Here is a 21,747-nt window from a genome sequence, read left to right as displayed (position 1 = left end):
GCTTGATGCCGGCACCCCGGCGACTACGACTGACCCATCGCCCATCAATGGCAATCAGGCCAGTCCGCTCACATGTGAGCGGGCAGTATATCAGCTCGAAAACCGCTTGCGCGTAGCAATATTAACCATTTGAAAGGAGGACTTTTATGGCTCACCACAGCCATGTTATCAGTACGCTGGTCACCACAGAGAAGCAGGCGCTCACCCTGTCGCTGTTTGGCTGCATCACTTTCGCCATCTTCGGCATCGGCTATGGCCTGTTCGTTGGCTCCAAAGCCATCATGCTCGATGGCATCTTTACCCTGTTCAGCATGGGTATGACGGGCCTCGGTCTGGTTACCGCCTACCTCGTTACCCGCCCCTCCGATGACCGTTTCCAGTATGGCTATGCGCACTTCGAGCCCATCGCCAACGTCATCAACGGCTCCATTATTCTGCTGCTCTGTCTGGCGGCACTCTACAACGGCCTCACCACCCTGTTTGAAGGGGGGCGGGAGATCGATCTCGGTCATGCCCTCATCTATGCCGTTGTCTCCACCTTCTTCTGCGCCATCCTCTACCGGATTGAAGCCCAGGTCGCCGAGCAGGTTGACTCCGAACTGGTGCGGGTAGACTCCAAGGAGTGGCTGGTGGATACCCTGCTCAGTGCCACCCTGCTTATCGGTTTTGTGGTTGCCATCGGCCTCGATGCCATCGGCTACGGCCAATACAACCGCTATATCGACCCGGTGCTGGTCTCTCTGCTGGCCCTCTGCGCCACCCTCATTCCCATCAAGGTGCTCGGTCGCAACCTACGGGAAGTGCTGAAAATCGCCCCCAGAGGGGATGTTTCCCAGCTGGTCGAGAACGAAGTCGAAGCGCTGCGCCAGCGTCACGGCGTCGAGTGCTACAGCCATCTGGCGAAAAGTGGTCGCCGCTTCGATCTCGAACTCAACATTCTGGTCGCCCCGGGTCAGGAGTGGCCCGTCGAGCGGCAGGATGCCCTGCGTCAGGAGCTCTGGTCCCGCCTCGGCGACACCCTGGGCGATGCCTGGCTCTCGGTCTGTTTCACCCGCGAAAAGCGCTGGTTGTAACCCGATAACCGGTGGAGGCGGCCTGCCAGCCTCCACCGGCTGCGTCACATCCCGACACCGCCCACTTGCCAAATTGGCGCCAGCCGCTATCATCAGGGCTCATTTTTAACCCGAGGTTTTATTGCCCATCATGGACAATCCCCGAAGTTGCCCTTCGTTTCTTCCCGTCAAAAGCTATCTGTTTCTGCTTAACCAGCGCCTCTGAATAACGCCATTGCCTTGCTGTCGCTGCGGCTTTCGCTAGCCCTGTTCACTGTTCGCTCTGTCTGTTTTTTTGAGGTCACATAATGGAATTGCTGCTGGATCCCCATATCTGGATCGGTCTTTTTACCCTGATCATTCTCGAGATTGTGCTCGGGATCGACAACCTGGTCTTCATCGCCATTCTGGTGAAAAAGCTGCCCCCCGCCCAGCGGGACAAGGCGCGCGTACTCGGCCTTGGCCTCGCCCTGCTGATGCGGCTGGTGCTCTTGAGCGTGATGTCGTGGCTGGTCACCCTCACCACCCCCATTTTGCATATCTGGGATCACCCCTTCTCCGGTCGCGACCTCATCCTGATGGGGGGCGGTATCTTCCTGCTGTTCAAGGCCACCTCCGAGCTGCACGAGCGGCTGGAGGCCAAGCCCCACGATGATGGCCCTGTCGGTGCCTACGCCAGCTTCAGCGTGGTGATCGCCCAAATTCTGGTGCTGGACGCGGTCTTCTCGCTGGACTCCATCATCACCGCCGTCGGCATGGTGGAACACCTGGGCGTAATGATGGCCGCAGTGACCATCGCCATGGTGGTGATGGTGCTCGCCTCCAAGCCGCTGACCCGCTTCGTCAACGCCCACCCGACCGTGGTGGTGCTCTGCCTGAGCTTCCTGTTGATGATCGGTTTCAGCCTGGTGGCGGAGGGCTTCGGCTTCCATATTCCGAAGGGTTACCTCTATGCGGCCATCGGCTTCTCGGTGCTGATCGAGTTTTTCAACCAGTTGGCCCAGCACAGCGCCATGCGCCACGAGGCCAAACAGCCGCTGCGCGAGCGCACCACCGCCGCCATCTTCAAGCTGATGGGGAGCAAGGCGTATCAGGACCGACCGGACGATGATCTGGATGCCCCGGCCGCCGCGCCGGTGAGCTTTGGCGAGGAGGAGCGCTACATGGTGACCGGCGTGCTGTCGCTGGCCGAGCGCTCCATCCGCACCATCATGACGCCGCGCTCCGAGATGGCCTGGATTGACATCAACGACACCAGTGAGGATATCCGTATCCTGCTGCAGCGCGAACCCCACAGCCTGTTCCCGGTCTGTGACGGGGATCTGGACGAGGTGATCGGCGTGGTCAAGGCGCGCGACCTGCTGTTTGCCCTCAACGAAGGGCAATCCTTAAGCGCGTTGGCCAAGCAGAACGACCCCATTATCGTGCCGCAGACCATCAACGTGATTAAGCTGCTGGCGGAGCTGCGCAAGGCGAAGGGGAGCCTAATTCTGGTGGCCGACGAGTTCGGCGTGATCCAGGGGCTGGTCACCACCCACGACCTGCTGGAGGCGATTGTCGGCGAACTGCCGGATGAGGATGAGACCCCCGACATGATCCGCGATGGCGAAGGGTGGCTCATCAACGGCAGCACCAACATCCACCATGTGGAGCAGGTGCTGGAGCACGAGGGGCTGGTGAGCGAGAGCGACGAGTACGTGACCCTGGCCGGCATGCTGCTCTCCCACTTCGGCACCCTGCCCACCCCGGGCCAGCAGCTGCAACTGCAGGCGCTCAACTTCGAGGTGCTGGAGGTGAGCGAGCGGCGCATCGAGCGGGTACGGGTGATGCCGGTCTCAGGCTAATCGAGCCGCAACGCAACCATGAGAAGAGGGCCTGTGAGCCCTCTTTTTTTTTATTCGCCTTTCATTTGCATGTGATGCACCGATTGCAGCGCCCTCTCTGCACCGCCAGCTATCCGGCGCGACATTTATCCCCTGCCAGCCGCGATTGCTGCATGCAGTGCAATTCAATGGTGCAATTACCCCTCTTTGTTGCAACGCTATTGGCGGCTAGAGTCAGTCTCAATCCCACCATGAGGAACTCAAGATGAGCCACGATCACCTGTTTTGCCCGCAGCGACTGGGTCAGCTGCACCTTGCCAATCGCATCGTCATGCCCCCCATGACCCGCTCCCGCGCCAGTCAGCCCGGTGATGTGGCCAACGCCATGATGGCCAGCTACTACGCCCAGCGCGCCACTGCCGGCCTTATCATCAGCGAGGGCACCCAGATCGATCCCATGGGCAAGGGCTACGCCTGGACGCCGGGCATCTACAGCGCCGATCAGATCGCCGGCTGGAAGCTGGTGACTGACGCCGTTCACGCCAAACATGGCACCATCTTCGCCCAGCTCTGGCACGTGGGTCGGGTCACCCATCCGGACAATATCGGCGGCGCCCAGCCCATCTCGGCCTCGGCCCTGCCCGCGGTCGGCGTCAAGGTGTTTGTCGATAACGGCAGCGATGCCCCCGGTTTTGTCGAGACCGTCACCCCGCGCGCCATGAGCCAAGCCGATATCGATGCGGTGGTGGGGCAGTTCCGTCAGGCGGCTCGCAACGCCATCAGCGCAGGTTTTGACGGCATCGAGCTGCACGCCGCCAACGGTTATCTGATCAACCAGTTCCTCGACTCCGAGTCCAACGCCCGTACCGACGGCTACGGCGGTTCGCTGGAGAACCGGCTGCGCTTCCTCAAAGAGGTGACCGAAGCGGTCTGCAGCGAGATCGGGGCTGACCGGGTCGGGGTGCGTCTTGCGCCGCTCACCACCCTCAACGGCACCGTCGATGCCAACCCGCAGGAGACCTATCTGGCCGCCGCCCGCCTGCTGGGCCAGCTCAACGTGGTCTACCTGCACATCGCCGAAGCGGACTGGGACGATGCGCCCCTGATGCCGGAGAACTTCAAACAGGGTCTGCGCGATGCCTTCCCCAACACCCTGATCTATGCCGGCAAATATGACGGCGAGCGGGCGCGCGCCGCCCTCAAGGCGGGTTGGGCCGACATGATTGGTTTTGGCCGCCCCTTCGTCGCCAACCCGGATCTGCCAGAACGGCTGCGCCACGGCTATCCGTTGGCTCCCCACGATCCGGCCACCCTGTTTGGCGGTGGCGAAAAGGGGCTGACCGACTACCCGACCTATCAGGCCGATGGCGCATAAACCGGCCGTTGCTTGCCAATGGCCAACAGACCACGTTAAGCAGGCCCCACAGGTTGGGGCCTGCCGTATTGTTGCACAATTGCAACAGTGGAAGTTTTACTGTCTTGCTGTTGCAACAATCTCATCAAACTCCCCCCACTGTTTCGCAAGGAGTCATCATGAATCACACCCAAGCCTGGTGCTGGCATGCCCCGGGTGAACCGGATCAGCTCACCCTCGCCGACCTCCCGCTCTCTCCCCTTGGCCCGGATGAGGTACTGGTGGCCAACCGGGTCATCGCCTTCAATCCGGTGGACTGGAAGCTGATCGAATATGGCCACTCCCACTGGCAGGATGGTCAGGTGCCCGGCGTCGATGGCATGGGCACGATCGTGGCGCTCGGCGCCAACGTCAGTCATCTGCGTCTCGGCGCCCGGGTCGCCTACCACACCGATCTGCGCCACCACGGCAGCTTTGCCCGTCATACCCGGGTGCCGGCACGCGCCCTGCTGCCGGTACCCGATGCCCTGAGCGACGAGGCGGCCGCCGCCCTGCCCTGTCCCGGTCTCACCGCCTGGCAGGCACTGGCCAAGCTGCCGCGCCTGCACGGGGAAGCGCTGCTCATCACCGGCGCCGGCAGCAGTGTCGGCCGCTTTGCGGTGCAACTGGCCCTCCAGCAAGGAGCGCGAGTCTTTGCCAGCGCCAGTCCACGCCACCATCAGTGGCTCAAACAGATCGGGGTGCAGGGGGTGGCCGATTATCGGGATCCCGACTGGCTGGCCACCTTGCAGGCCGCCAACGGCAACGAGCCGTTCGAGGGGATCATCGATCTGGTGTCGAGCCAGCAGGCAGAGAGCCTGCTGCCCGCCCTTGGCTACTACGGCCATATGGTGACTGTGCTTGGGCGCATCCCGCACAACCCGCTGCCCGCCTTTAGCCATTGCCACTCGTTGCACGAGATTGCGCTGGGTGCCCAGCACGCCTTTGGCTCGGACAAACAGTGGAGCCGGCTGGTCGCCGCGGGTGTCGCCATGATGGCGCAGATGGCGAGCGGCGAGCTGACCCTGCCGCCGCTGGTGGTCGGCAACTTTGAGGAACTGCCCACCCTGCTCGAGCGCTTCAAGCGCGAAGGTCAGGGCGAGAAGTATCTGGTGCGGGTGGCGTAGCGCTGGCGTCATCCACCGACAGCAGAAACGCTCGCAACTGAAAATAAGAGAGGCCCGTGATAGCGGGCCTCTTTGCATCCGGGATTAACCTGCCCCTGACTCAGTGCAGCTGCACCCCGTGGCGGGCGGCATGAGTGCGAATGTCACGGGTCAGCCGCGCCTTGTCGGCCAAGCTCAGCCAGCTCGCCTCCACCGCATTGAGCGAGAGGCGGCAGAGCTGATCCGCAGTGGCGCCGAGATCATTCGCCAGCGCCGCAAAGTTGGCCCCCATGTAACCACCGAAGTAGGCGGGATCGTCGGAGTTGATGGTGACGCAGATCCCCTGCTCCAGCAGCCGCAGCACATTGTGGTGGGCCATCTGGTCAAACACCTTGAGCCGGGTGTTGGAGAGGGGGCAGACGGTGAGCGGCAACCGGGTATCGGCCAGATAGCGGAGCAGCTCGGGATCGTCGGCCGAGCGCACCCCGTGATCAATGCGACACACCTGCAGCTCGTTGATCGCCTGCCAGATGTAGTCGGCAGGCCCCTCTTCGCCCGCATGGGCCACCACCGGCAGCCCCAGCTCGCGGCATTTGGCAAAAATCCGGGCAAACTTGCTGGGCGGATTGCCCTTCTCCCCCGAGTCGAGGCCGATGCCGTGGATCCGTGACAGGAAGGGCTCGGCCTCTGCCAACGTAGCGAACGCTTCATCCTCGCTGAGGTGGCGCAAAAAACTCATGATAAGCCGCCAGCTGATGCCAAACTCCTGCTCCCCGCGCTGCAGCGCCCGCTCGATACCGCCGAGCACGGTAGCAAAGGGGATACCGCGGGCAGTGTGGGTCTGCGGGTCGAAGAAGATCTCCACATGCACCACCTTGTCGGCGGCGCACCGCTCAAGATAGGCCCAGGTGAGGTCGAAGAAGTCCTGCTCGGTCACCAGCACACTGGCACCGCGATAGTAGAGGTCGAGAAAGGATTGCAGGCAGTCAAAGTCATAGGCGGCGCGCACGCTGGCCACGTCGGGCCAGGGCAGCGGCACATTGTTGCGTTTGCCAAGCTCGAACATCAGCTCGGGTTCGAGGGTGCCCTCAATGTGAAGGTGCAGCTCCAGCTTGGGCAATTCGGCTATAAAGTGTTCGGCAATAGGGTTATCCATGGCGACGGCTCCATCAGCGACCAGATCCCGGGGGCAACCCCTCCACACGATTGCCCCGACTTCATGCTTATTGTGCGCTCAAGTTGCAAGACAGGGGAGACTTGTCATCAAACAGATTTATAATGGCGTCACAAAAATCATAAATGATTGAACGTCTTACCGATTGGCAGCTCGTCTGCGCCCTGACAAGGAGTTTTCATGAAGAACGTCATCTGTGACATCGACGGTGTCATCCTGCACAACAACGATCTCATTCCCGGCGCCGACCGCTTCGTCCATCGCCTGCTGGAGCAGGGCAGCAAGCTGCTGTTTCTGACCAACTACCCGGCCCAGACCCAGAAAGATCTGCAAAACCGCTTCCGCTCCGCCGGGATCGAGGTGCCGGAGGAGTGCTTCTACACCTCCGCCATGGGCACCGCCGACTTTCTCAAGCGTCAGGATGGCAAGAAGGCCTATGTGATCGGTGAAGGGGCGCTGACCCACGAGCTCTACAAGGCCGGCTTTACCATCACCGATATCGACCCCGACTTCGTGGTGGTGGGCGAGACCCGCAACTACAACTGGACCATGATCCAGCAGGGGGCCAAGTTCGTCGATCAGGGGGCCCGCTTTATCGCCACCAACCCCGATACCCACGGCCCCATGATGCACCCGGCCTGTGGCGCCCTGTGCGCCCCCATCGAGCGGATGACCGGCAAGAAGCCGTTCTACGTCGGCAAGCCGAGCGCCTGGATCATCCGTGCGGCACTGAACCGCATGGAGGCCCACTCCGACGACACCATCATCATCGGCGACAACCTGCGCACCGACATTCTGGCGGGCTTTCAGGCAGGCCTCGAGACGGTGCTGGTGCTCTCCGGGGTGAGCAAGGTCGCCGATATCGACCGCATGCCGTTTCGGCCGAACCACATCTTCGACTCCGTGGTCGACATCGATATCGTCTGATACCCAAGGATTTAAACAGGGCAGGTCTCCCCTGCCCCAGCTGGACCTGTTATGGAACCCATTCTCATCGCCGTGGCCTTTGGCTGCGGCATGCTGGTCAATCTGATTGGCCTGCCCCCTCTACTCGGCTTTCTGGCCGCCGGTTTTATTCTCAATGGCATGGGCTATCACAACACCCCGGCCCTCAACGAGATCGCCGATCTCGGCGTCACCCTGCTGCTGTTCACCATCGGTCTCAAGCTCAATATCAAGACCCTGATGCGACGCGATGTGTGGGGCACCACCAGCCTGCATCTGCTGCTCTCCACCCTGCTCTTTACCGTGGTGCTGCTGGTCTGCAAGGGGCTCGGGCTGGTGCTGGCCCTGTCGCTGGACTGGAAGCTGGCACTGCTGCTGGGCTTTGCCCTCTCCTTCTCCAGCACCGTCTTCGCGGTCAAGGTTCTGGAAGATCGCAGTGACATGAATGCCCTCTACGCCCGCATCGCCATCGGTGTGCTGGTGATGCAGGATGTGTTCGCGGTGGCCTTTCTGGCCTTCTCCAGCGGCAAGTGGCCCAGCATCTGGGCACTCTGGGTACTGGGGCTGCCGCTGCTGCGCCCACTGCTGTTCAAGCTGCTGGAGCGGGCCGGTCACGGCGAGTTGCAGGTGCTGTTCGGAGTATTTCTGGCGCTGGTGGTGGGTGCAGCCGGGTTTGAAGTGGTCGGCCTCAAGCCGGATCTCGGGGCGCTGATCATCGGCATGATGCTCGCCTCCCATCCTGCCGCAGCAGGCCTTGCCAAGGCGCTCTTCAACCTCAAAGACCTGTTTCTTATCTGCTTCTTCCTCACCATCGGTCTCAATGGTCTGCCGACCCACGACACCATGTTGCTGGCGCTGGCACTGGTGCTGGCCCTGCCGCTCAAAAGCGCCCTCTACTATCTGGTCTACAGCGGCGCTCACCTGCGGGTGCGCACCGCGCTGCTCTCCACCCTGGCGCTCACCAACTTTTCGGAGTTTGGCCTGATCGTCGCCGCCATCGCCGCCAAGGCGGGCTGGCTCTCCTACGAGTGGCTGGTGGCGGTTTCGCTGGCGCTGGCGGCAAGCTTTATGATCTCCGCTCCGCTCAATGCCCAGAGTGAGCGCATCTACCATCGCATCGGTCACTGGCTCAAGGGGTTGCAGGCGAGCAACCTCCATCCGGAAGACAGACCCATCGAGCTGGGCGATGCGGAGGTGATCATCCTCGGCATGGGACGGATCGGTCAGGGGGCCTACTTCGAGCTGGAGAACAAGTACGGCAACGTCATCCTCGGGGTGGAGAACGACAGTGAGAAGCTGCCTACCCTGCGTGCCCAGGGGATGAACGTCATCGAGGGGGATGCCACCGATACTGACTTCTGGGACAAGGTGCTGCTCTCGAATCAGGTCAATCTGGTGCTGCTGGCGATGCCCCACCACTCGGGGAATCTCTACGCCATCGAGAAGCTGCGCAGCCACGGTTTTGCCGGCAAGATAGCCGCCATCGTCCGCTTCGAGGACGATATCGCCTCCCTCAAGGAGCAGGGGGTGGATGCTGTGTTCAACGTCTACAACGAAGCGGGCAGCGGCTTTGCCCGCCATGTGATCCGCCGTTTGCAACCGCTCTGATCCTGCGGCCAGCGGCTCTTGGCAAGGGAGTGCGCATCGTTTAAGTTATGCACAACCTCGTGTAATAAAACGAACAAACGCGGGGCCGGGATGGCCCCGCGTTCCTATCTGCCGCAGCCAAGGAGGCACCATGAAGACCCTCAACGACTGGATTTTGCTCGACCGCCATGAGGCGGCCCCCACCCCGCTGATGCCTGCCCCCGAGCGCATTAAAGCGGGCAACCCGAGTCAGACGGTGTGGAACCACTACTCCGACCCCAGCCAGCAGTTTCACATCGGCTTCTGGGCTTGCGAACCGGGCCGCTGGGCCATCCACTACACCGAGCACGAGTATTGCCAGCTGCTGGAGGGGGATGTGGTGATCCACGACAGTCTGGGCGGCCAGCTGGCCCTCAAACCCGGCGATCAATTCGTCATTCCCGCCGGTTTTGTCGGAGAGTGGGAGACCCTCACCCCCTGTCGCAAGGTCTACGTCATCTTCGAACCCGCCTCGGCTTGACGTTCACGTCACCCTGCCCCGTTGCAGCAGCCCTTATCCTGTTGATCCGCTTGACGCTTACGGCATGATTTTCTGCGGTTTTCCCGCTTGCAAAAGGTTTTTCCGCTAGGCATTGTGTCTGACGAGGAATGTAAATGGAATTTCGAGCCCAAACGTGGGGGGCTCATATAAAAATCAAGAGGATTACCGCCAATGTGTTCAATTTTCGGCATTCTGGATATCAAGTCCGATGCAGTAGCCCTGCGCAAATCGGCGCTGGAGATGTCCAAGCGACTTCGTCACCGCGGGCCTGACTGGTCCGGCGTCTACAGCTCCGACAAAGCCATTCTGGTGCACGAGCGTCTGGCCATCGTCGACCCGGGCAATGGCGCCCAGCCGCTCTACAACCCCGAGCGCACCCATGTGCTGGCGGTCAACGGCGAGATCTACAATCACAAAGAGCTGGAAAAGACCCTCAAGGTCGACTTCCAGTTCCAGACCAAATCTGACTGTGAAGTGCTGCTTGCTCTCTACAAGGAGAAGGGCCCGGCGTTTCTCGACGATCTCAACGGCATCTTTGCCTTCATTCTTTATGACGCCGAACAGGATGCCTACCTGATTGGTCGCGACCACATGGGGATCATCCCCCTCTATACCGGTCGCGACGAGCACGGCAACTTCTATGTCGCCTCAGAGATGAAGGCGCTGGTGCCGGTCTGCAAAAGCGTCGAAACCTTCCCGCCAGGACACTACCTGTGGAGCAAGGATGGCGAGCTCAAACAGTGGTACAAGCGCGACTGGATGGAGTACAGCGCGGTCGAGCACAACGTCAGCGACAAGGCCGAGCTGAAAGCGGCGCTGGAAGCTGCGGTCAAACGCCAGCTGATGTGCGACGTGCCCTATGGCGTGCTGCTCTCCGGTGGGCTGGACTCCTCCGTTATCTCCGCCATCACCAAGCTCTATGCGGCGCGCCGCATCGAGGACGATGGCAAGAGCGAAGCCTGGTGGCCGCAACTGCACTCCTTCGCCGTCGGGCTGGAAGGCTCACCTGATCTCGCCGCCGCCCGCAAGGTGGCCGATCATCTGGGCACCATCCACCACCAGATCCACTTCACCGTGCAGGAGGGTCTGGATGCCCTGCGCGACGTCATCTATCACCTAGAGACCTATGACGTCACCACCATCCGCGCCTCCACGCCCATGTATCTGATGGCACGCTACATCAAGGCGATGGGGATCAAGATGGTGCTCTCCGGCGAAGGTTCCGACGAACTGTTCGGTGGCTACCTCTACTTCCACAAGGCGCCCAACGCCCGCGAATTCCACGAAGAGAACGTGCGCAAGCTCGCCTCCTTGCACCTCTATGACTGCCTGCGCGCCAACAAGTCTATGGCCGCCTGGGGGGTGGAGGGTCGTGTGCCCTTCCTCGACAAGGAGTTCATGGACGTGGCGATGCGCCTGCAACCTGCTGACAAGATGTGTGGCAAGGGCAAGATCGAGAAGCACATCCTGCGCGAAGCGTTCGAAGATCTGCTACCCCACGAAGTGGCATGGCGCCAGAAGGAGCAGTTCTCCGATGGCGTGGGCTATTCGTGGATCGACAGCCTGAAGGCGATGGTCGAGACCGAAGTGACGGATCAGATGTTCGAGGCGGCCGCATTCCGCTTCCCCATCAACACCCCGCTCACCAAGGAGGCCTACTTCTACCGCGCCATCTTCGACGAGCACTTCCCGCTGGAAGCTGCCGCCCGCACCGTGCCCTACGGCAAGTCGGTCGCCTGCTCCACCCCCACCGCGCTGGAGTGGGATGCCAAGTTCAAAGAGATGGCCGACCCGTCTGGCCGCGCCGTGATGGATGTGCACCAGCAGGGCTACTAAGCCAGAGCGAGGCGACCCCAGCGGCTAACGCCAGATAGCAAAAAGCCCTTCATCACGGTGAAGGGCTTTTTCTTATGGCAAATAGAGTAAACCGACGATCAGAACATGGCCCATAAAACCGACGTTGAAAGTGTGAGCATAGGCTCGGACAGAGCACCACGTATCGAAGAATGGGATGGTGTATTCCCCTGCTACATAACTGGCACTATGGCATTCGTCATGTTGAGGTGAAATCAGGGTAGTCGACACTGTATTAATGTAGGTATCAATTAACAGCAATATATTTTTCAGATGCCGATATTTGAAATAGTGATATTGTCAGCAACCAAGTGTCCCAGAATATGTTATCCATGAGGTATCTATGTTGAGAAAAAAACTAATTTTGCTTGCTCTGGCATTACCGATACATGTGCACGCCAACATTTTTTTCATCAAGGGAAATACGGTCAATGACACAGATGTAGATAAGGCAGCCATCTACTTCAATGCAGGCATAGACCCGCAGACAGTGGCCTGGCTGTTATCCTCTGTTGATGAAATTAACGGCAATTATCGCAACATTCAAAATATAGACATATACCTCAATAGCGGGGGTGGTGATATGGACTCCGGGTATATGGCCTACGAGGCTTTGCGTAAAAATCCGACGAAGCTGAATATGATTAACGCATCAAATGTCGCCTCTTCTGCAACTATAATTTACTGTGCATCGAATGAGCGTTATGCCATGCCAATGGCATCTTTCTTACTGCATCCTGCTGCCGCGGCAAATGAAATCAATGATTACCTGAAGCCAGATCAGGCACAGCGTATTTTGGACGACGCTGAAAAATACAACTCGCTCTTTCGCACCATTTACTCCTCCTGCACCAAAATTCCGGCAGAGGAGCTAAAGGCCATCACCTCGTCTGAGAGTCGACGTGCAACCTACAACATTGAAAATGCCAAAAAAGTAGGTCTCGTGAATCAGGACATGAAAAAACCGATAACATATCCCGTGACCTATTACATCACGGATATGCAGAACTAATTGATGCCAATCCCGCCATGGCAGCCATTCCAACACACAGGAAGGGCTGCCATGGCAGTTCACAAAACAAGCTGAGTTTTGGCAACAGCGCGAACATATTTCGTGAGTGAGCCAGTCGTCTCACTTGCTCAATGAGTATTTGCTGCTTTAGCCATCAAAATGCTGCATCGCGCGCTCAGGGTTGTGCATCCGGCTGGTTGGCAGGGGCAGCCTTGATAAAGGCCTGCAACTGTTCGCAGTTGGCGACGATGCGGTTGATGGTCGGATACGCTTCCAGCGTCATCTCGTAGCGGCGGGCGTTGTAGACTTGGGGCACCAGCATGCAGTCAGCCAGGGTCACTTCGTTGCCGACGCAGTAGATACCGGCGGTAGTCATCAGCAGCTGTTCAAGGGCAGTGAAGGTCTCGTCAATCCAGTGGCGATACCAGCGGGCCTCCTGCTCGTTGTTGGCCCTGAAGTGCTCTTCCAGATAGTTGAGTACCCGCAAATTGTTGAGCGGGTGGATATCGCAGGCGATCATGTTGACTATCTGGCGCACCTTGGCGCGTGCCTCGGGGGCCGAGGGCATCAGGGGGTGGGCGGGATAGGTTTCGTCAAGGTACTCCATGATGGCGACCGACTGACCGATCTGCACATCGCCATCCACCAGAAAGGGCACCAGCCCCTGCGGGTTGATCCGTTTGTAACTCTTCTCGCGCTGCTCCCCCTGCCGCAAATTGATCGGGTGCTGCTCATAATCCAGTCCCTTGAGCTGCAACACGATCCGCACCCGAAAACTGGCTGACGAGCGCCAGTAGCCAAACAACTGCAACATACTTCGTCCTTCTTTTGTCAGCCGACAGGCAGCCTCGCCCCCTGTCGGCCCCCCATCTCTCGGGGATCATCACTCTGTCTGGCTGCCACCCTGCACCACTTGCTGGGAGAGTGTGCCAAACAGACTCTTGCCATTGCGATCCAGCATGGTGATGGCCACTCTATCACCAAATTTCATATAGGGGGTTATAGCTTGATCACAATCAAGAATTTCCAGCATGCGCCGCTCGGCGATGCAGGATGAACCAGCGCTGCGATCGTAGTTGGAGACGGTGCCGGAGCCGATGATGCAGCCCGCACCAAGGGGCCGAGTCTTGGCCGCATGGGCAATCAGCTCGAAGAAGTTGAAGGTCATGTCCACCCCGGCTTCGGGCGCACCGAACAGCGCACCATTGAGGTGAGTCAGAAGCGGCAGATGGACTTTGCCATCACGCCAGTCATCGCCCAGCTCATCCGGGGTGATGGCCACCGGCGAGAAGGCGCTGGACGGTTTGGACTGGAAGAAGCCAAAGCCCTTGGCCAGCTCGCCCGGAATGAGGTTGCGCAGGCTCACATCGTTGACCAGCATCAGCAATTTGACGTGGCTGGCGGCCCCCTGCGGGCTTACCCCCATCGGCACGTCGTCGGTGATGATGGCCACTTCCGACTCGAAATCGATCCCCCACTCCTCGGAGCCCATCACAATCGGCCCGCGGGGAGCCAAAAAGCTGTCGGAGCCCCCCTGATACATCAGCGGATCGTGCCAGAAGCTTTCCGGCATCTCGGCGCCGCGGGCCTTGCGCACCAGCTCCACGTGGTTGACGTAGGCGCTGCCATCGGCCCACTGATAGGCACGCGGCAGCGGAGAGAGGCAAGACGCTTCGTCAAAGGGGAACGCCTCGGCCACACGGCCCTCGTTAAGCTGCTGATAGACAACCTCCAGCCTGGGGGCAACCTCGGCCCACTCGTCGAGGGCGGCCTGCAAAGTCGGGGCAATCTCGCTCACCCGTACTGCCCGGGCCAGATCCCGGCTCACTACCACCAAAGCGCCATCGCGCTTGCCATTGTTCAATGTTGCTAATTTCATAAGCGATTCCTTATTTGCCGGCAGCAGCGTCCGGGCGCTGCCAGCTGGAGACATACCGGGTGTTCTCGATCCCTTCGCACAGACTGCCGACGTTCAGCGCATCGCGGGTATCTAACATCACCGCCACCTCGTCGGTGAACTTCTTGGCATAGGCCTGCCCTGCCGCAAACGCCTTGGGATGGGGGCCGTGGGTGAAACCGGCGGGATGGAAGGTGACCATGCCCCGCTCGATATTGTCCCGGCTGAAGAAGTCCCCGGCGTGGTAAAAGAGCACCTCGTCGTAATCGTCATTGCTGTGATAGAAGGGCACCTTGAGGGCGCCGGGATCGCTCTCGATGGGGCGCGGCACGAAGGTGCAAATCACGAAGCGGCTCGCCACAAAGGTCGAATGGGCCGACGGCGGCAGATGGTAGCGGTGGCTCATCAGCGGGCGGATATCCCGCCAGTTGAGGCGCACCACGCACAAGTCCCCGTGCCACCCTTGTGCATCCAGCGGATTGAACGGCCAGGTGATGACCGATACCTGATCGTGGCGTTTGACCTGCAGCGACCAGGGATTCTCATCCTGCTGGGCCAAAAAGTGCTCGTTGATGGCGGGCACATCCAGCGCCGTCGGATCGAAGATGGCGTGATTGCCCACCAGCCCCTTGTCCGGCAGCTGGTAGCTGTCGTTGGTCGCCTCGATCATCAGGATGAACAGGGGCGCCGTCGGCTCGATGCGCCACATTGTGCCACGGGGGATCACCACATAGTCGCCATCCCGAAGAGTCAGGTGGCCGTAATCGCAGAAGAACTCGCCGCTCCCCTCGTGGATAAAGAGCAACTCGTCGCCGTCGGCGTTGCGTACCAGAAACGGCATCGCCTCGGAGAGCCGCCAGACTCGGTAGCGGCAGTGGGGGTTGCTGAGAATGTCGGGAGCCACCCAGGGGGAGAGCGAGCTTACCTCCTCTTGCAGGACATTGAGGTCAAACAGCCGTGGCCGCAGCGGCCCCTCCCAACTGCTCCAGTCGGTAGGGGCATGCTTGTGGTGCATGTGGGTAGCTGGGCCGAAAAAGCCGCTGCGCCCCAGCTCGCGCTCATAGATGGCCTGCTCCGGCAGGTCGGCATGGGCCTGCCGGGAGTGAGTCCCCTCCCGGTGGGGAAAGTTAATCCAGTTACGCATTGCTCGCTCCCTCTTTGCGGGCACCCTTCTCATCCTCACCGCCATCCAGCACGCCGCGGCGGATCTGGTCCAGCTCGATCGATTCAAACAGCGCCTTGAAATTGCCCTCGCCAAACCCTTCGTTGCCCTTGCGCTGGATGATCTCGAAGAAGACCGGGCCTATCACGGTATCGGTGAAGATCTGCAGCAGGATGCCATCCTTGGTGGGGGAGCCGTCGATGAGGATGCGCAGCTCTTTGAGGGCCGCCAGATCCTCCTGATGCCCCTCAACCCGGCTATTCACCTTCTCGTAGTAGGTATCCGGGGTCGGCATAAAGCCGGTACCGCGGCTGCGCAGGGTGCGGATGGTCTGGTAGATATCGCTGGAGGCCATGGCGATGTGCTGGATCCCCTCCCCTTTGTACTGGCGCAGGTACTCCTCAATCTGGGACTTGTCATCCGCCGACTCGTTGATGGGGATGCGGATCTTGCCGCAGGGAGCCGTCATAGCGCGCGAATGCAACCCGGTCAGCTTGCCCTCGATATCGAAGTAGCGAATTTCACGGAAGTTGCCGATCCGCTCGTAGAAGTTGGACCAGACATCCATATTGCCGCGATGGACGTTGTGGGTCAGGTGATCGATTTCGATGAGACCGGCATCCACCTCCGCCATCCGGGCCTGCCAGTCGGGGTAGAAGACAAAATCCACGTCATAGATGGAGCCCTTGTCGCCATAGCGGTCGACAAAGGAGAGGGTGCTCTCGCCGATACCATAGATAGCGGGAATATTGAGCTCCATCGGGCCAATCTTGCCGACAAAAGGCTTGGCCCCCTTGGCGATGGCGAACTGCTGGGCCTTGCCCGCATCGCTCACCCGAAATGCCATGCCGCAAACGCTCGGCCCGTGCAGGCTGGCAAACTGCTCCGCCTGGGAGTGAGGCTCGGCATTGACCACAAAGTTGATATCCCCCTGCCGGTAGAGCCAGCACTGCTTGTGTTTGTGCTTGGCGACCTCGGCAAACCCGAGCGACACAAACAGGCTCTTGAGGGCGGCAATCCCCTTGGCATCGGGGGCCGTGTACTCGACGAACTCGAAACCGTCTGTGCCTAACGGATTGATGGTATGGGTGGCGGAAGAGGTGGCATTCATCGGGCGCTCCTTGCTCTTGATTCGGTTAAAACGGATTGCGGCACCCAGCGGCGCAGCAAGTGTTAACAACTTGTTTCATTAGAGGCAGGGCGTAGCAGGAAGAGAAGAGGCAGGTTGCAGATAGTTTTTCGCAGCTGGCAGCAAAAGATGTAAATGGATTGTGACATTCAAGCCGCAGCCCTGCGGATCAAAGTGTGACGACCCGCATGGCTGTCAGCTTTGCCTTACAGTTGCCAGTTTTTGACCATCAGATGGGGCAAGCGGGCACGGGCTTTTTGCAGTCGCGTGGGCGTCGGATTGATCAACCACGCCTCTTCCCCCAACCCCAGCAGCGGCAGATCGTGCAAGCTGTCGCTAAGCGCCAGCTCGGTATCGAGAGCACAGATCTCCGGCAGCAGCTTGTGCTGACCGTGGCAGTAGAAGCGCGGCATCAGACCGCCTAACCGGTAGTGCATCTGCGAACCAATGATCCGGTGGGGCAACTGGCCGGGCAGTTGCTGATAGAGCTGGGCCCGCACCAGCGCGCAGGGACTGGCGGAGATCACCCAGCAGCGATGCCCTTCTTCTTCAAGCAGCCGATGCGCCTCGCGAAAGAGCCCCGGACGAGTGTGGCAGTAGGCGCGCACCAGCTTGCGCCAACCGAGGGGAGAGAGCCAAAGCGTGATAGCCCACCAGATAAGGGAGATGCCGCGCCGCCGCTGGCTGGGCACCAGATAGACCAAACCACCCAGCGTAATCACCGGCAACAGCAACAGCGGCCAGATCCGGCGCCGCAGGATATAGCGCAGCAGACCGGCGTGGCTGTCGCCGGGGGCCAGGGTGTCGTCAAAGTCGGCCAGGATCCAGCGCGTTGCACTCCCGTTATCTCTATTGCCCACGCCCTCTTTCGGCACCACTGGTTCAGCTGGCGAGCGGCTTATCATGGGAGCCTCAAGGTGCAAGAGCGGCAATCGCGGCGGTCAGCTCGGGGGTGACAAACTCGGCCCCCTGCGTGGGCGGGCAGACAAAATCGAACGGCTCGCCCGCCAAGGTGAAACTGAGCCGCCAGGCATGCAGATAACCGCGATCGGCTGACGTACCGCCATAGCGCTCATCCCCGAGAATGGGGGCGCCGATGCTTTTGAGGGCAACCCGGATCTGGTGGGTCTTGCCGGTCTGCGGCTTGATGCGATAGAGCCGCAGCCCCTCGCGCACCGACACCGAATCAAACCAGCTGATGGCTGGGTTATCCAGAGTCCGCGCCAGCATCCAGCTACCACCGCGCCCCTTTTGCATATCCCCCTTCACCCAACCCTGTTTCTTCTTGGGTTTGCGATCGGAGAGCGCCAGATACTGTTTGCTCACCTCGCGAGCCGCAAAGGCCATACTCAGCTCGCGGTTCGCCTCCGTGGTGCGGGCCAGCAGCACCAGACCGGAGGTCATCTTGTCGAGCCGGTGTACCGGATAGAGGGTAAGACCCGTATCGGCCTTCACCCGATTGACCAGCCCGGGCTCAGTCTCTCCTCCCTCTTCTCCCTTCTCGTCATGCATGCCGATGCCGGGCTGCTTGTCGATAACCAGAAAATCGGCGTGTTGAAACAGGATCCGGTACATAACACCTCGGGGGACAGGAAAAAGGCCTGCAACCGGCACGCCGGCTGCTCTCGGGCAGGCATTGTCCCTGCTCGGCCACCATTTGGCAAACGGCCGATGGCGATTGCCGGGCGAAAAAAAGCCCCGTCGACGTGGCGGGGCTTTTCATCTGGCGTTAACCGGTCACACACTGCGCGGGCGCAGATGGGCGTGCCAGCGTGTCTCCCACTTCTTGAACAGCCAGACGATGACAAAGGTAAGCAGCATATAGAGCAGACCGGCTGTCAAAAATGCCTCGAACGGACTGTAGTAGCGGGAGTTGATGATCCGCGCCGCGCCGGTCAGATCGACGATGGTGATGATGCCCGCCACCGCCGAACCTTGCAGCATGAAGATCACCTCGTTGCTGTAGGCAGGCAGCGCCCGACGAAACGAGTTGGGCAGAATGATCCGGGTCAGAGTCTGCCAGCGGGTCATGCCAAAGGCGTTGGCCGCCTCAATCTGGCCACGCGGCATGTTGTGCACCGCCCCGCGCACGATTTCTGCGGTATAGGCGCCGGTGTTGAGGGTAAATGCCAGCAGCGCGCAGAACCAGGCCTCGGAGAAGAGCGACCAGGCAGCACTGTTCTTCAGCCACTCCCACTGGGCAGCGCCGTAGTAGATGATAAAGAGCTGCACCAGCAGCGGAGTGCCGCGAAAGAAGTAGATGTAGGCCCAGATCGGCCCCTTGATCAGCCAGTTGCGGCTATTGCGCAAAATGCCCAGGGGGATGGCGATCATCAGGCCAAGCAGCAGGGAGAGTGCTACCAGCCAGACCGTGGTGTAGAGACCCTCCCAGTAGGTGGGCCACTCTTTGAGAATGATTGAGAAATCCATGGCTTACCTCGTTTTGATGGCGTAGTGACGCTCGGCCCACTTGAGCGCCGAGGTAGAGACGGCAGTGAAGATCAGGAAGATGAGCGCCACGGCCATGTAGAAGGTAAAGGGTTGCTGGGTCGAACCCGCCGCCAGCGACGCTTTGCGCACCATGTCATCGAGCCCGATGATGGAGACCAGCGCGGTGGTTTTGAGCAGCACCAGCCAGTTGTTGCCAAAGCCCGGCAGGGCGTGGCGCATCATCTGGGGAAAGAGGATCCGCACAAAGAGCTGGCTCGAACGCATGCCAAAGGCACGGGCCGCCTCCAGCTCCCCCTTGTCTACCGCCAGAATGGCGCCGCGGAAGGTCTCGGTCATATAGGCGCCGAAGATGAAGCCGATGGTCGCCACACCGGCGGCAAACGGGCTGATATCCACATAATCGGGTAGCAGGGAGACCCACTCCTGAGCCGGGTTACTCTGCAGCAACCAGTTATTGTAGGTCTCGTTGACCCAGGAACAGACGGCGTTGATGAACACCTGACCGCCAAAGAAGAGCAGCATCATCAGCACCAGATCGGGGATGCCGCGGATCAGGGTGGTATAGCTGCTGGCAATGGCGCGGGCCCACTTGTAAGGGGAGAGCTTGGCGAGCGCCCCCAGCATGCCGAGCAGCAGCGCCAGCAGCAGGGAGGCGAGCGCTACCTCCAAGGTGACCCAGGCGCCCTCCAGCAACGAGGCTTCGTATCCTTTCAAATCAAACATATGCAGCTCCATTGCAACTTATCGAGTGGGCCGATGCCTCTGAACAACAAGAGAACCCACATCCTTAACACGGTCAGATGCAGCTCCATTGCAATTAATAGGGCCCATCGCTCCACACGGAGAGAACGGGCCCGATGACGACTGACGAGGTGAGCCGGTCGGCCTGTTATTCGCTATCTATGTGGCGAATGACTCACCCTACACGACTCCGGTTTTTACTCGCCGTATACGTCGAACTCAAAGTACTTGTCGTTGATCGCCTTGTACTTGCCATTGGCACGCAGTGCCAGAATGGCGGCGTTGAATTTCTCTTTCAGATCCTTGTCAGCCTTGCGCACCGCAATACCGGCACCTTCGCCAAACCACTTGGGAGCGGTCAGTTTCGGGCCGACGAATTCAAAGGCATCGCCCCCCTCTTTCTTGAACAGACCGTCGGTGATAGCGGCGGAGTCGGCCAGCACATAGTCGACACGGCCAGATTTCAGATCGAGATAGGCTTCATCGGCAGTGCCGTAACGCTTGATGGTGGCGTTCGGGAAGTTGTCGGTAATGAAGGTATCCATGGAGGTAGCACGCTGCACCGCCACGGTTTTCCCTTCCATGAAGGCCTTGTCGAGCTTGACGTCAGTCCCTTTCTTGGCGGCAAAGCGAGCCGGAATGTGCTGGTACTTCTGGGTGAAGTCCACCTTCTTCTTGCGCTCTTCAGTGATGTCCATGGTGGCGATGATGGCGTCAAACTTGCGCGACAGCAGCGCCGGAATGATGCCGTCCCAATCCTGCTTGACCAGGGTGCACTTCACTTTCATCTCTTCGCACAGGGCATTGGCGATGTCGATATCAAACCCTTTTACCTCGCCATTGGGCTCGGTCCAGGAGAAGGGGGGATAGGCACCCTCAACCCCGATACGCACCTCTTTCCACTCCTTGGCCATCAGGCTGCCGGAAGAGAGGGCAGCAATCACGGTAGTCGCCAGCATCAGCTTGTTCATGTATCTCTCCTTGATAAAACAGTCGATCGTGTAAATCCGGGCTCCGGCCATCAATAGATGGAGGAGATGAATTGTTTGAACCGCTCGGACTTGGGATGGGCAAAAATCTCTTTGGGGTTGCCCTCCTCCTCCACTCTTCCCTGATGCAGGAACATCACCTTGTTCGATACATCGCGGGCAAATGACATCTCGTGGGTCACCACCAGCATGGTACGCCCCTCTTCGGCCAGCTCGCGCATCAGGCCGAGAACTTCTCCCACCAGCTCGGGATCGAGCGCCGAAGTGGGTTCATCAAAGAGCATCACCTCGGGCTCCACCGCCAGCGCACGGGCGATGGCGGCACGCTGCTGCTGACCGCCGGAGAGGTGACCCGGGTAGTAATCGCGCCGCTCCCAGAGTCCAACCCGGTTGAGCAGTTGCTCCGCCTTGGCGATCGCTTCGGCACGGGGCACCTTGAGCACCTGGATCGGCACTTCGATGATGTTCTGCATGATGGTCATGTGCGACCAGAGATTGAAGCTTTGGAAAACCATCGCCAGCCGGCTGCGAATGCGCTCCACCTGACGCATATCTTCCGGCAACCGTTCGCCGGAACGGCTGGTTTTCATCCGGATCAATTCGCCATGGAGGGAGACGCTGCCGGATGAGGGGGTTTCCAACAGATTGATACAGCGCAGAAAAGTCGACTTCCCCGAGCCCGAGGAGCCGATAAGAGAGATGACATCCCCCTTGTGGGCAGTCATGTCGATGCCCTTGAGCACTTCGTGGGTGCCAAAATATTTGTGCAGATCACGTACTTCCAGTGCGGCAACGTCGCTCATCCATTACAACCTTGTCTGTCCCTAGACGCCGCAGGGGCGTGACTCCACCATCGCCAACTTAACAAAAATTTAACCGATGGTAACCTTC

Annotated in this window: 20 protein-coding genes; 9 read left to right on the top strand and 11 right to left on the bottom strand. The window is 59.9% G+C overall.

Going from position 1 to position 21,747, the window contains the following annotated elements:
* The first annotated feature begins 146 nt into the window (after positions 1-146).
* From AAHA39_RS01135 to AAHA39_RS01120, 4 genes are all read left to right on the top strand, one after another.
* The gene (locus tag AAHA39_RS01135) at positions 147-1,073 is read left to right on the top strand and encodes a cation diffusion facilitator family transporter (RefSeq protein ID WP_320656470.1); all 927 of its coding nucleotides are present in this window, start codon (positions 147-149) and stop codon (positions 1,071-1,073) included.
* Between the two features lie 287 nt (positions 1,074-1,360).
* On the top strand, positions 1,361-2,896 hold the full coding sequence (locus tag AAHA39_RS01130) for a TerC family protein (RefSeq protein ID WP_320656471.1): 1,536 nt from the start codon (positions 1,361-1,363) through the stop codon (positions 2,894-2,896).
* A gap of 244 nt (positions 2,897-3,140) precedes the next feature.
* Positions 3,141-4,250: an alkene reductase gene (locus tag AAHA39_RS01125; RefSeq protein ID WP_320656472.1), complete on the top strand. Its 1,110-nt coding sequence runs from the start codon at positions 3,141-3,143 to the stop codon at positions 4,248-4,250.
* A 158-nt stretch (positions 4,251-4,408) separates the two neighbouring features.
* Positions 4,409-5,395 carry a zinc-binding dehydrogenase gene (locus AAHA39_RS01120; protein ID WP_320656473.1) on the top strand — a complete coding sequence of 329 codons (987 nt, stop codon included), beginning with the start codon at positions 4,409-4,411 and terminating at the stop codon, positions 5,393-5,395.
* Positions 5,396-5,495: 100 nt separating this feature from the next.
* Here the strand turns inward: AAHA39_RS01120 and AAHA39_RS01115 are convergent, their stop codons facing one another.
* The gene (locus AAHA39_RS01115; protein ID WP_320656474.1) at positions 5,496-6,530 is read right to left on the bottom strand and encodes an adenosine deaminase; all 1,035 of its coding nucleotides are present in this window, start codon (positions 6,528-6,530) and stop codon (positions 5,496-5,498) included.
* A 198-nt stretch (positions 6,531-6,728) separates the two neighbouring features.
* Between AAHA39_RS01115 and AAHA39_RS01110 the strand changes: the two genes are divergently transcribed.
* The 5 genes from AAHA39_RS01110 to AAHA39_RS01090 all read left to right on the top strand — a co-directional run bounded on the left by AAHA39_RS01110 (position 6,729) and on the right by AAHA39_RS01090 (position 12,487).
* The gene (locus AAHA39_RS01110; RefSeq protein ID WP_033115984.1) at positions 6,729-7,475 is read left to right on the top strand and encodes an HAD-IIA family hydrolase; all 747 of its coding nucleotides are present in this window, start codon (positions 6,729-6,731) and stop codon (positions 7,473-7,475) included.
* A 51-nt stretch (positions 7,476-7,526) separates the two neighbouring features.
* The gene (locus AAHA39_RS01105; protein WP_041209381.1) at positions 7,527-9,101 is read left to right on the top strand and encodes a cation:proton antiporter family protein; all 1,575 of its coding nucleotides are present in this window, start codon (positions 7,527-7,529) and stop codon (positions 9,099-9,101) included.
* A gap of 130 nt (positions 9,102-9,231) precedes the next feature.
* Positions 9,232-9,600, top strand: coding sequence for a cupin domain-containing protein (locus AAHA39_RS01100; RefSeq protein WP_041209380.1), 369 nt, complete (start codon positions 9,232-9,234; stop codon positions 9,598-9,600).
* Positions 9,601-9,792: 192 nt separating this feature from the next.
* A complete protein-coding gene (asnB, locus tag AAHA39_RS01095) occupies positions 9,793-11,457 on the top strand; it encodes an asparagine synthase B (RefSeq protein WP_203116611.1) in 1,665 nt (554 codons plus the stop codon).
* Positions 11,458-11,818: 361 nt separating this feature from the next.
* Positions 11,819-12,487, top strand: a complete 669-nt coding sequence (locus AAHA39_RS01090) for an ATP-dependent Clp protease proteolytic subunit (protein WP_320656475.1) — start codon at positions 11,819-11,821, stop codon at positions 12,485-12,487.
* A gap of 175 nt (positions 12,488-12,662) precedes the next feature.
* On the opposite strand, the gene maiA is transcribed toward AAHA39_RS01090, so the two are convergent.
* The 10 genes from maiA to AAHA39_RS01040 form a co-directional block, all read right to left on the bottom strand.
* Positions 12,663-13,301 carry a maleylacetoacetate isomerase gene (gene maiA, locus AAHA39_RS01085; RefSeq protein WP_342689987.1) on the bottom strand — a complete coding sequence of 213 codons (639 nt, stop codon included), beginning with the start codon at positions 13,299-13,301 and terminating at the stop codon, positions 12,663-12,665.
* A 69-nt stretch (positions 13,302-13,370) separates the two neighbouring features.
* Positions 13,371-14,366, bottom strand: coding sequence for a fumarylacetoacetate hydrolase family protein (locus tag AAHA39_RS01080; RefSeq protein ID WP_320657039.1), 996 nt, complete (start codon positions 14,364-14,366; stop codon positions 13,371-13,373).
* 10 nt (positions 14,367-14,376) lie between these two features.
* Positions 14,377-15,528 (bottom strand): homogentisate 1,2-dioxygenase, encoded by a 1,152-nt coding sequence (locus AAHA39_RS01075; RefSeq protein ID WP_320657038.1) that lies wholly within the window; start codon positions 15,526-15,528, stop codon positions 14,377-14,379.
* Positions 15,521-16,657, bottom strand: a complete 1,137-nt coding sequence (gene hppD / locus AAHA39_RS01070) for a 4-hydroxyphenylpyruvate dioxygenase (RefSeq protein ID WP_159163367.1) — start codon at positions 16,655-16,657, stop codon at positions 15,521-15,523. The genes AAHA39_RS01075 and hppD overlap by 8 nt, the downstream gene beginning before the upstream one ends.
* Positions 16,658-16,881: 224 nt before the next feature.
* Positions 16,882-17,580, bottom strand: a complete 699-nt coding sequence (locus AAHA39_RS01065) for an HAD family hydrolase (protein WP_407707141.1) — start codon at positions 17,578-17,580, stop codon at positions 16,882-16,884.
* A 7-nt stretch (positions 17,581-17,587) separates the two neighbouring features.
* Positions 17,588-18,250, bottom strand: a complete 663-nt coding sequence (locus AAHA39_RS01060; protein ID WP_064339947.1) for a TIGR01621 family pseudouridine synthase — start codon at positions 18,248-18,250, stop codon at positions 17,588-17,590.
* A gap of 162 nt (positions 18,251-18,412) precedes the next feature.
* Positions 18,413-19,105 carry an ABC transporter permease gene (locus tag AAHA39_RS01055; RefSeq protein ID WP_042029963.1) on the bottom strand — a complete coding sequence of 231 codons (693 nt, stop codon included), beginning with the start codon at positions 19,103-19,105 and terminating at the stop codon, positions 18,413-18,415.
* A gap of 3 nt (positions 19,106-19,108) precedes the next feature.
* A complete protein-coding gene (locus AAHA39_RS01050; protein ID WP_208736493.1) occupies positions 19,109-19,849 on the bottom strand; it encodes an ABC transporter permease in 741 nt (246 codons plus the stop codon).
* A gap of 215 nt (positions 19,850-20,064) precedes the next feature.
* A complete protein-coding gene (locus AAHA39_RS01045; protein ID WP_320657036.1) occupies positions 20,065-20,838 on the bottom strand; it encodes an ABC transporter substrate-binding protein in 774 nt (257 codons plus the stop codon).
* 50 nt (positions 20,839-20,888) lie between these two features.
* Complete coding sequence (locus AAHA39_RS01040; RefSeq protein ID WP_033115996.1) at positions 20,889-21,659, bottom strand: ABC transporter ATP-binding protein; 771 nt, start codon at positions 21,657-21,659, stop codon at positions 20,889-20,891.
* Positions 21,660-21,747: the final 88 nt, after the last annotated feature.

The sequence above is a fragment of the Aeromonas sp. SE22 genome, assembly GCF_038739755.1.
Lineage (GTDB): Bacteria > Pseudomonadota > Gammaproteobacteria > Enterobacterales > Aeromonadaceae > Aeromonas > Aeromonas jandaei.
This window is presented reverse-complemented; position numbering and strand designations above follow the sequence as displayed.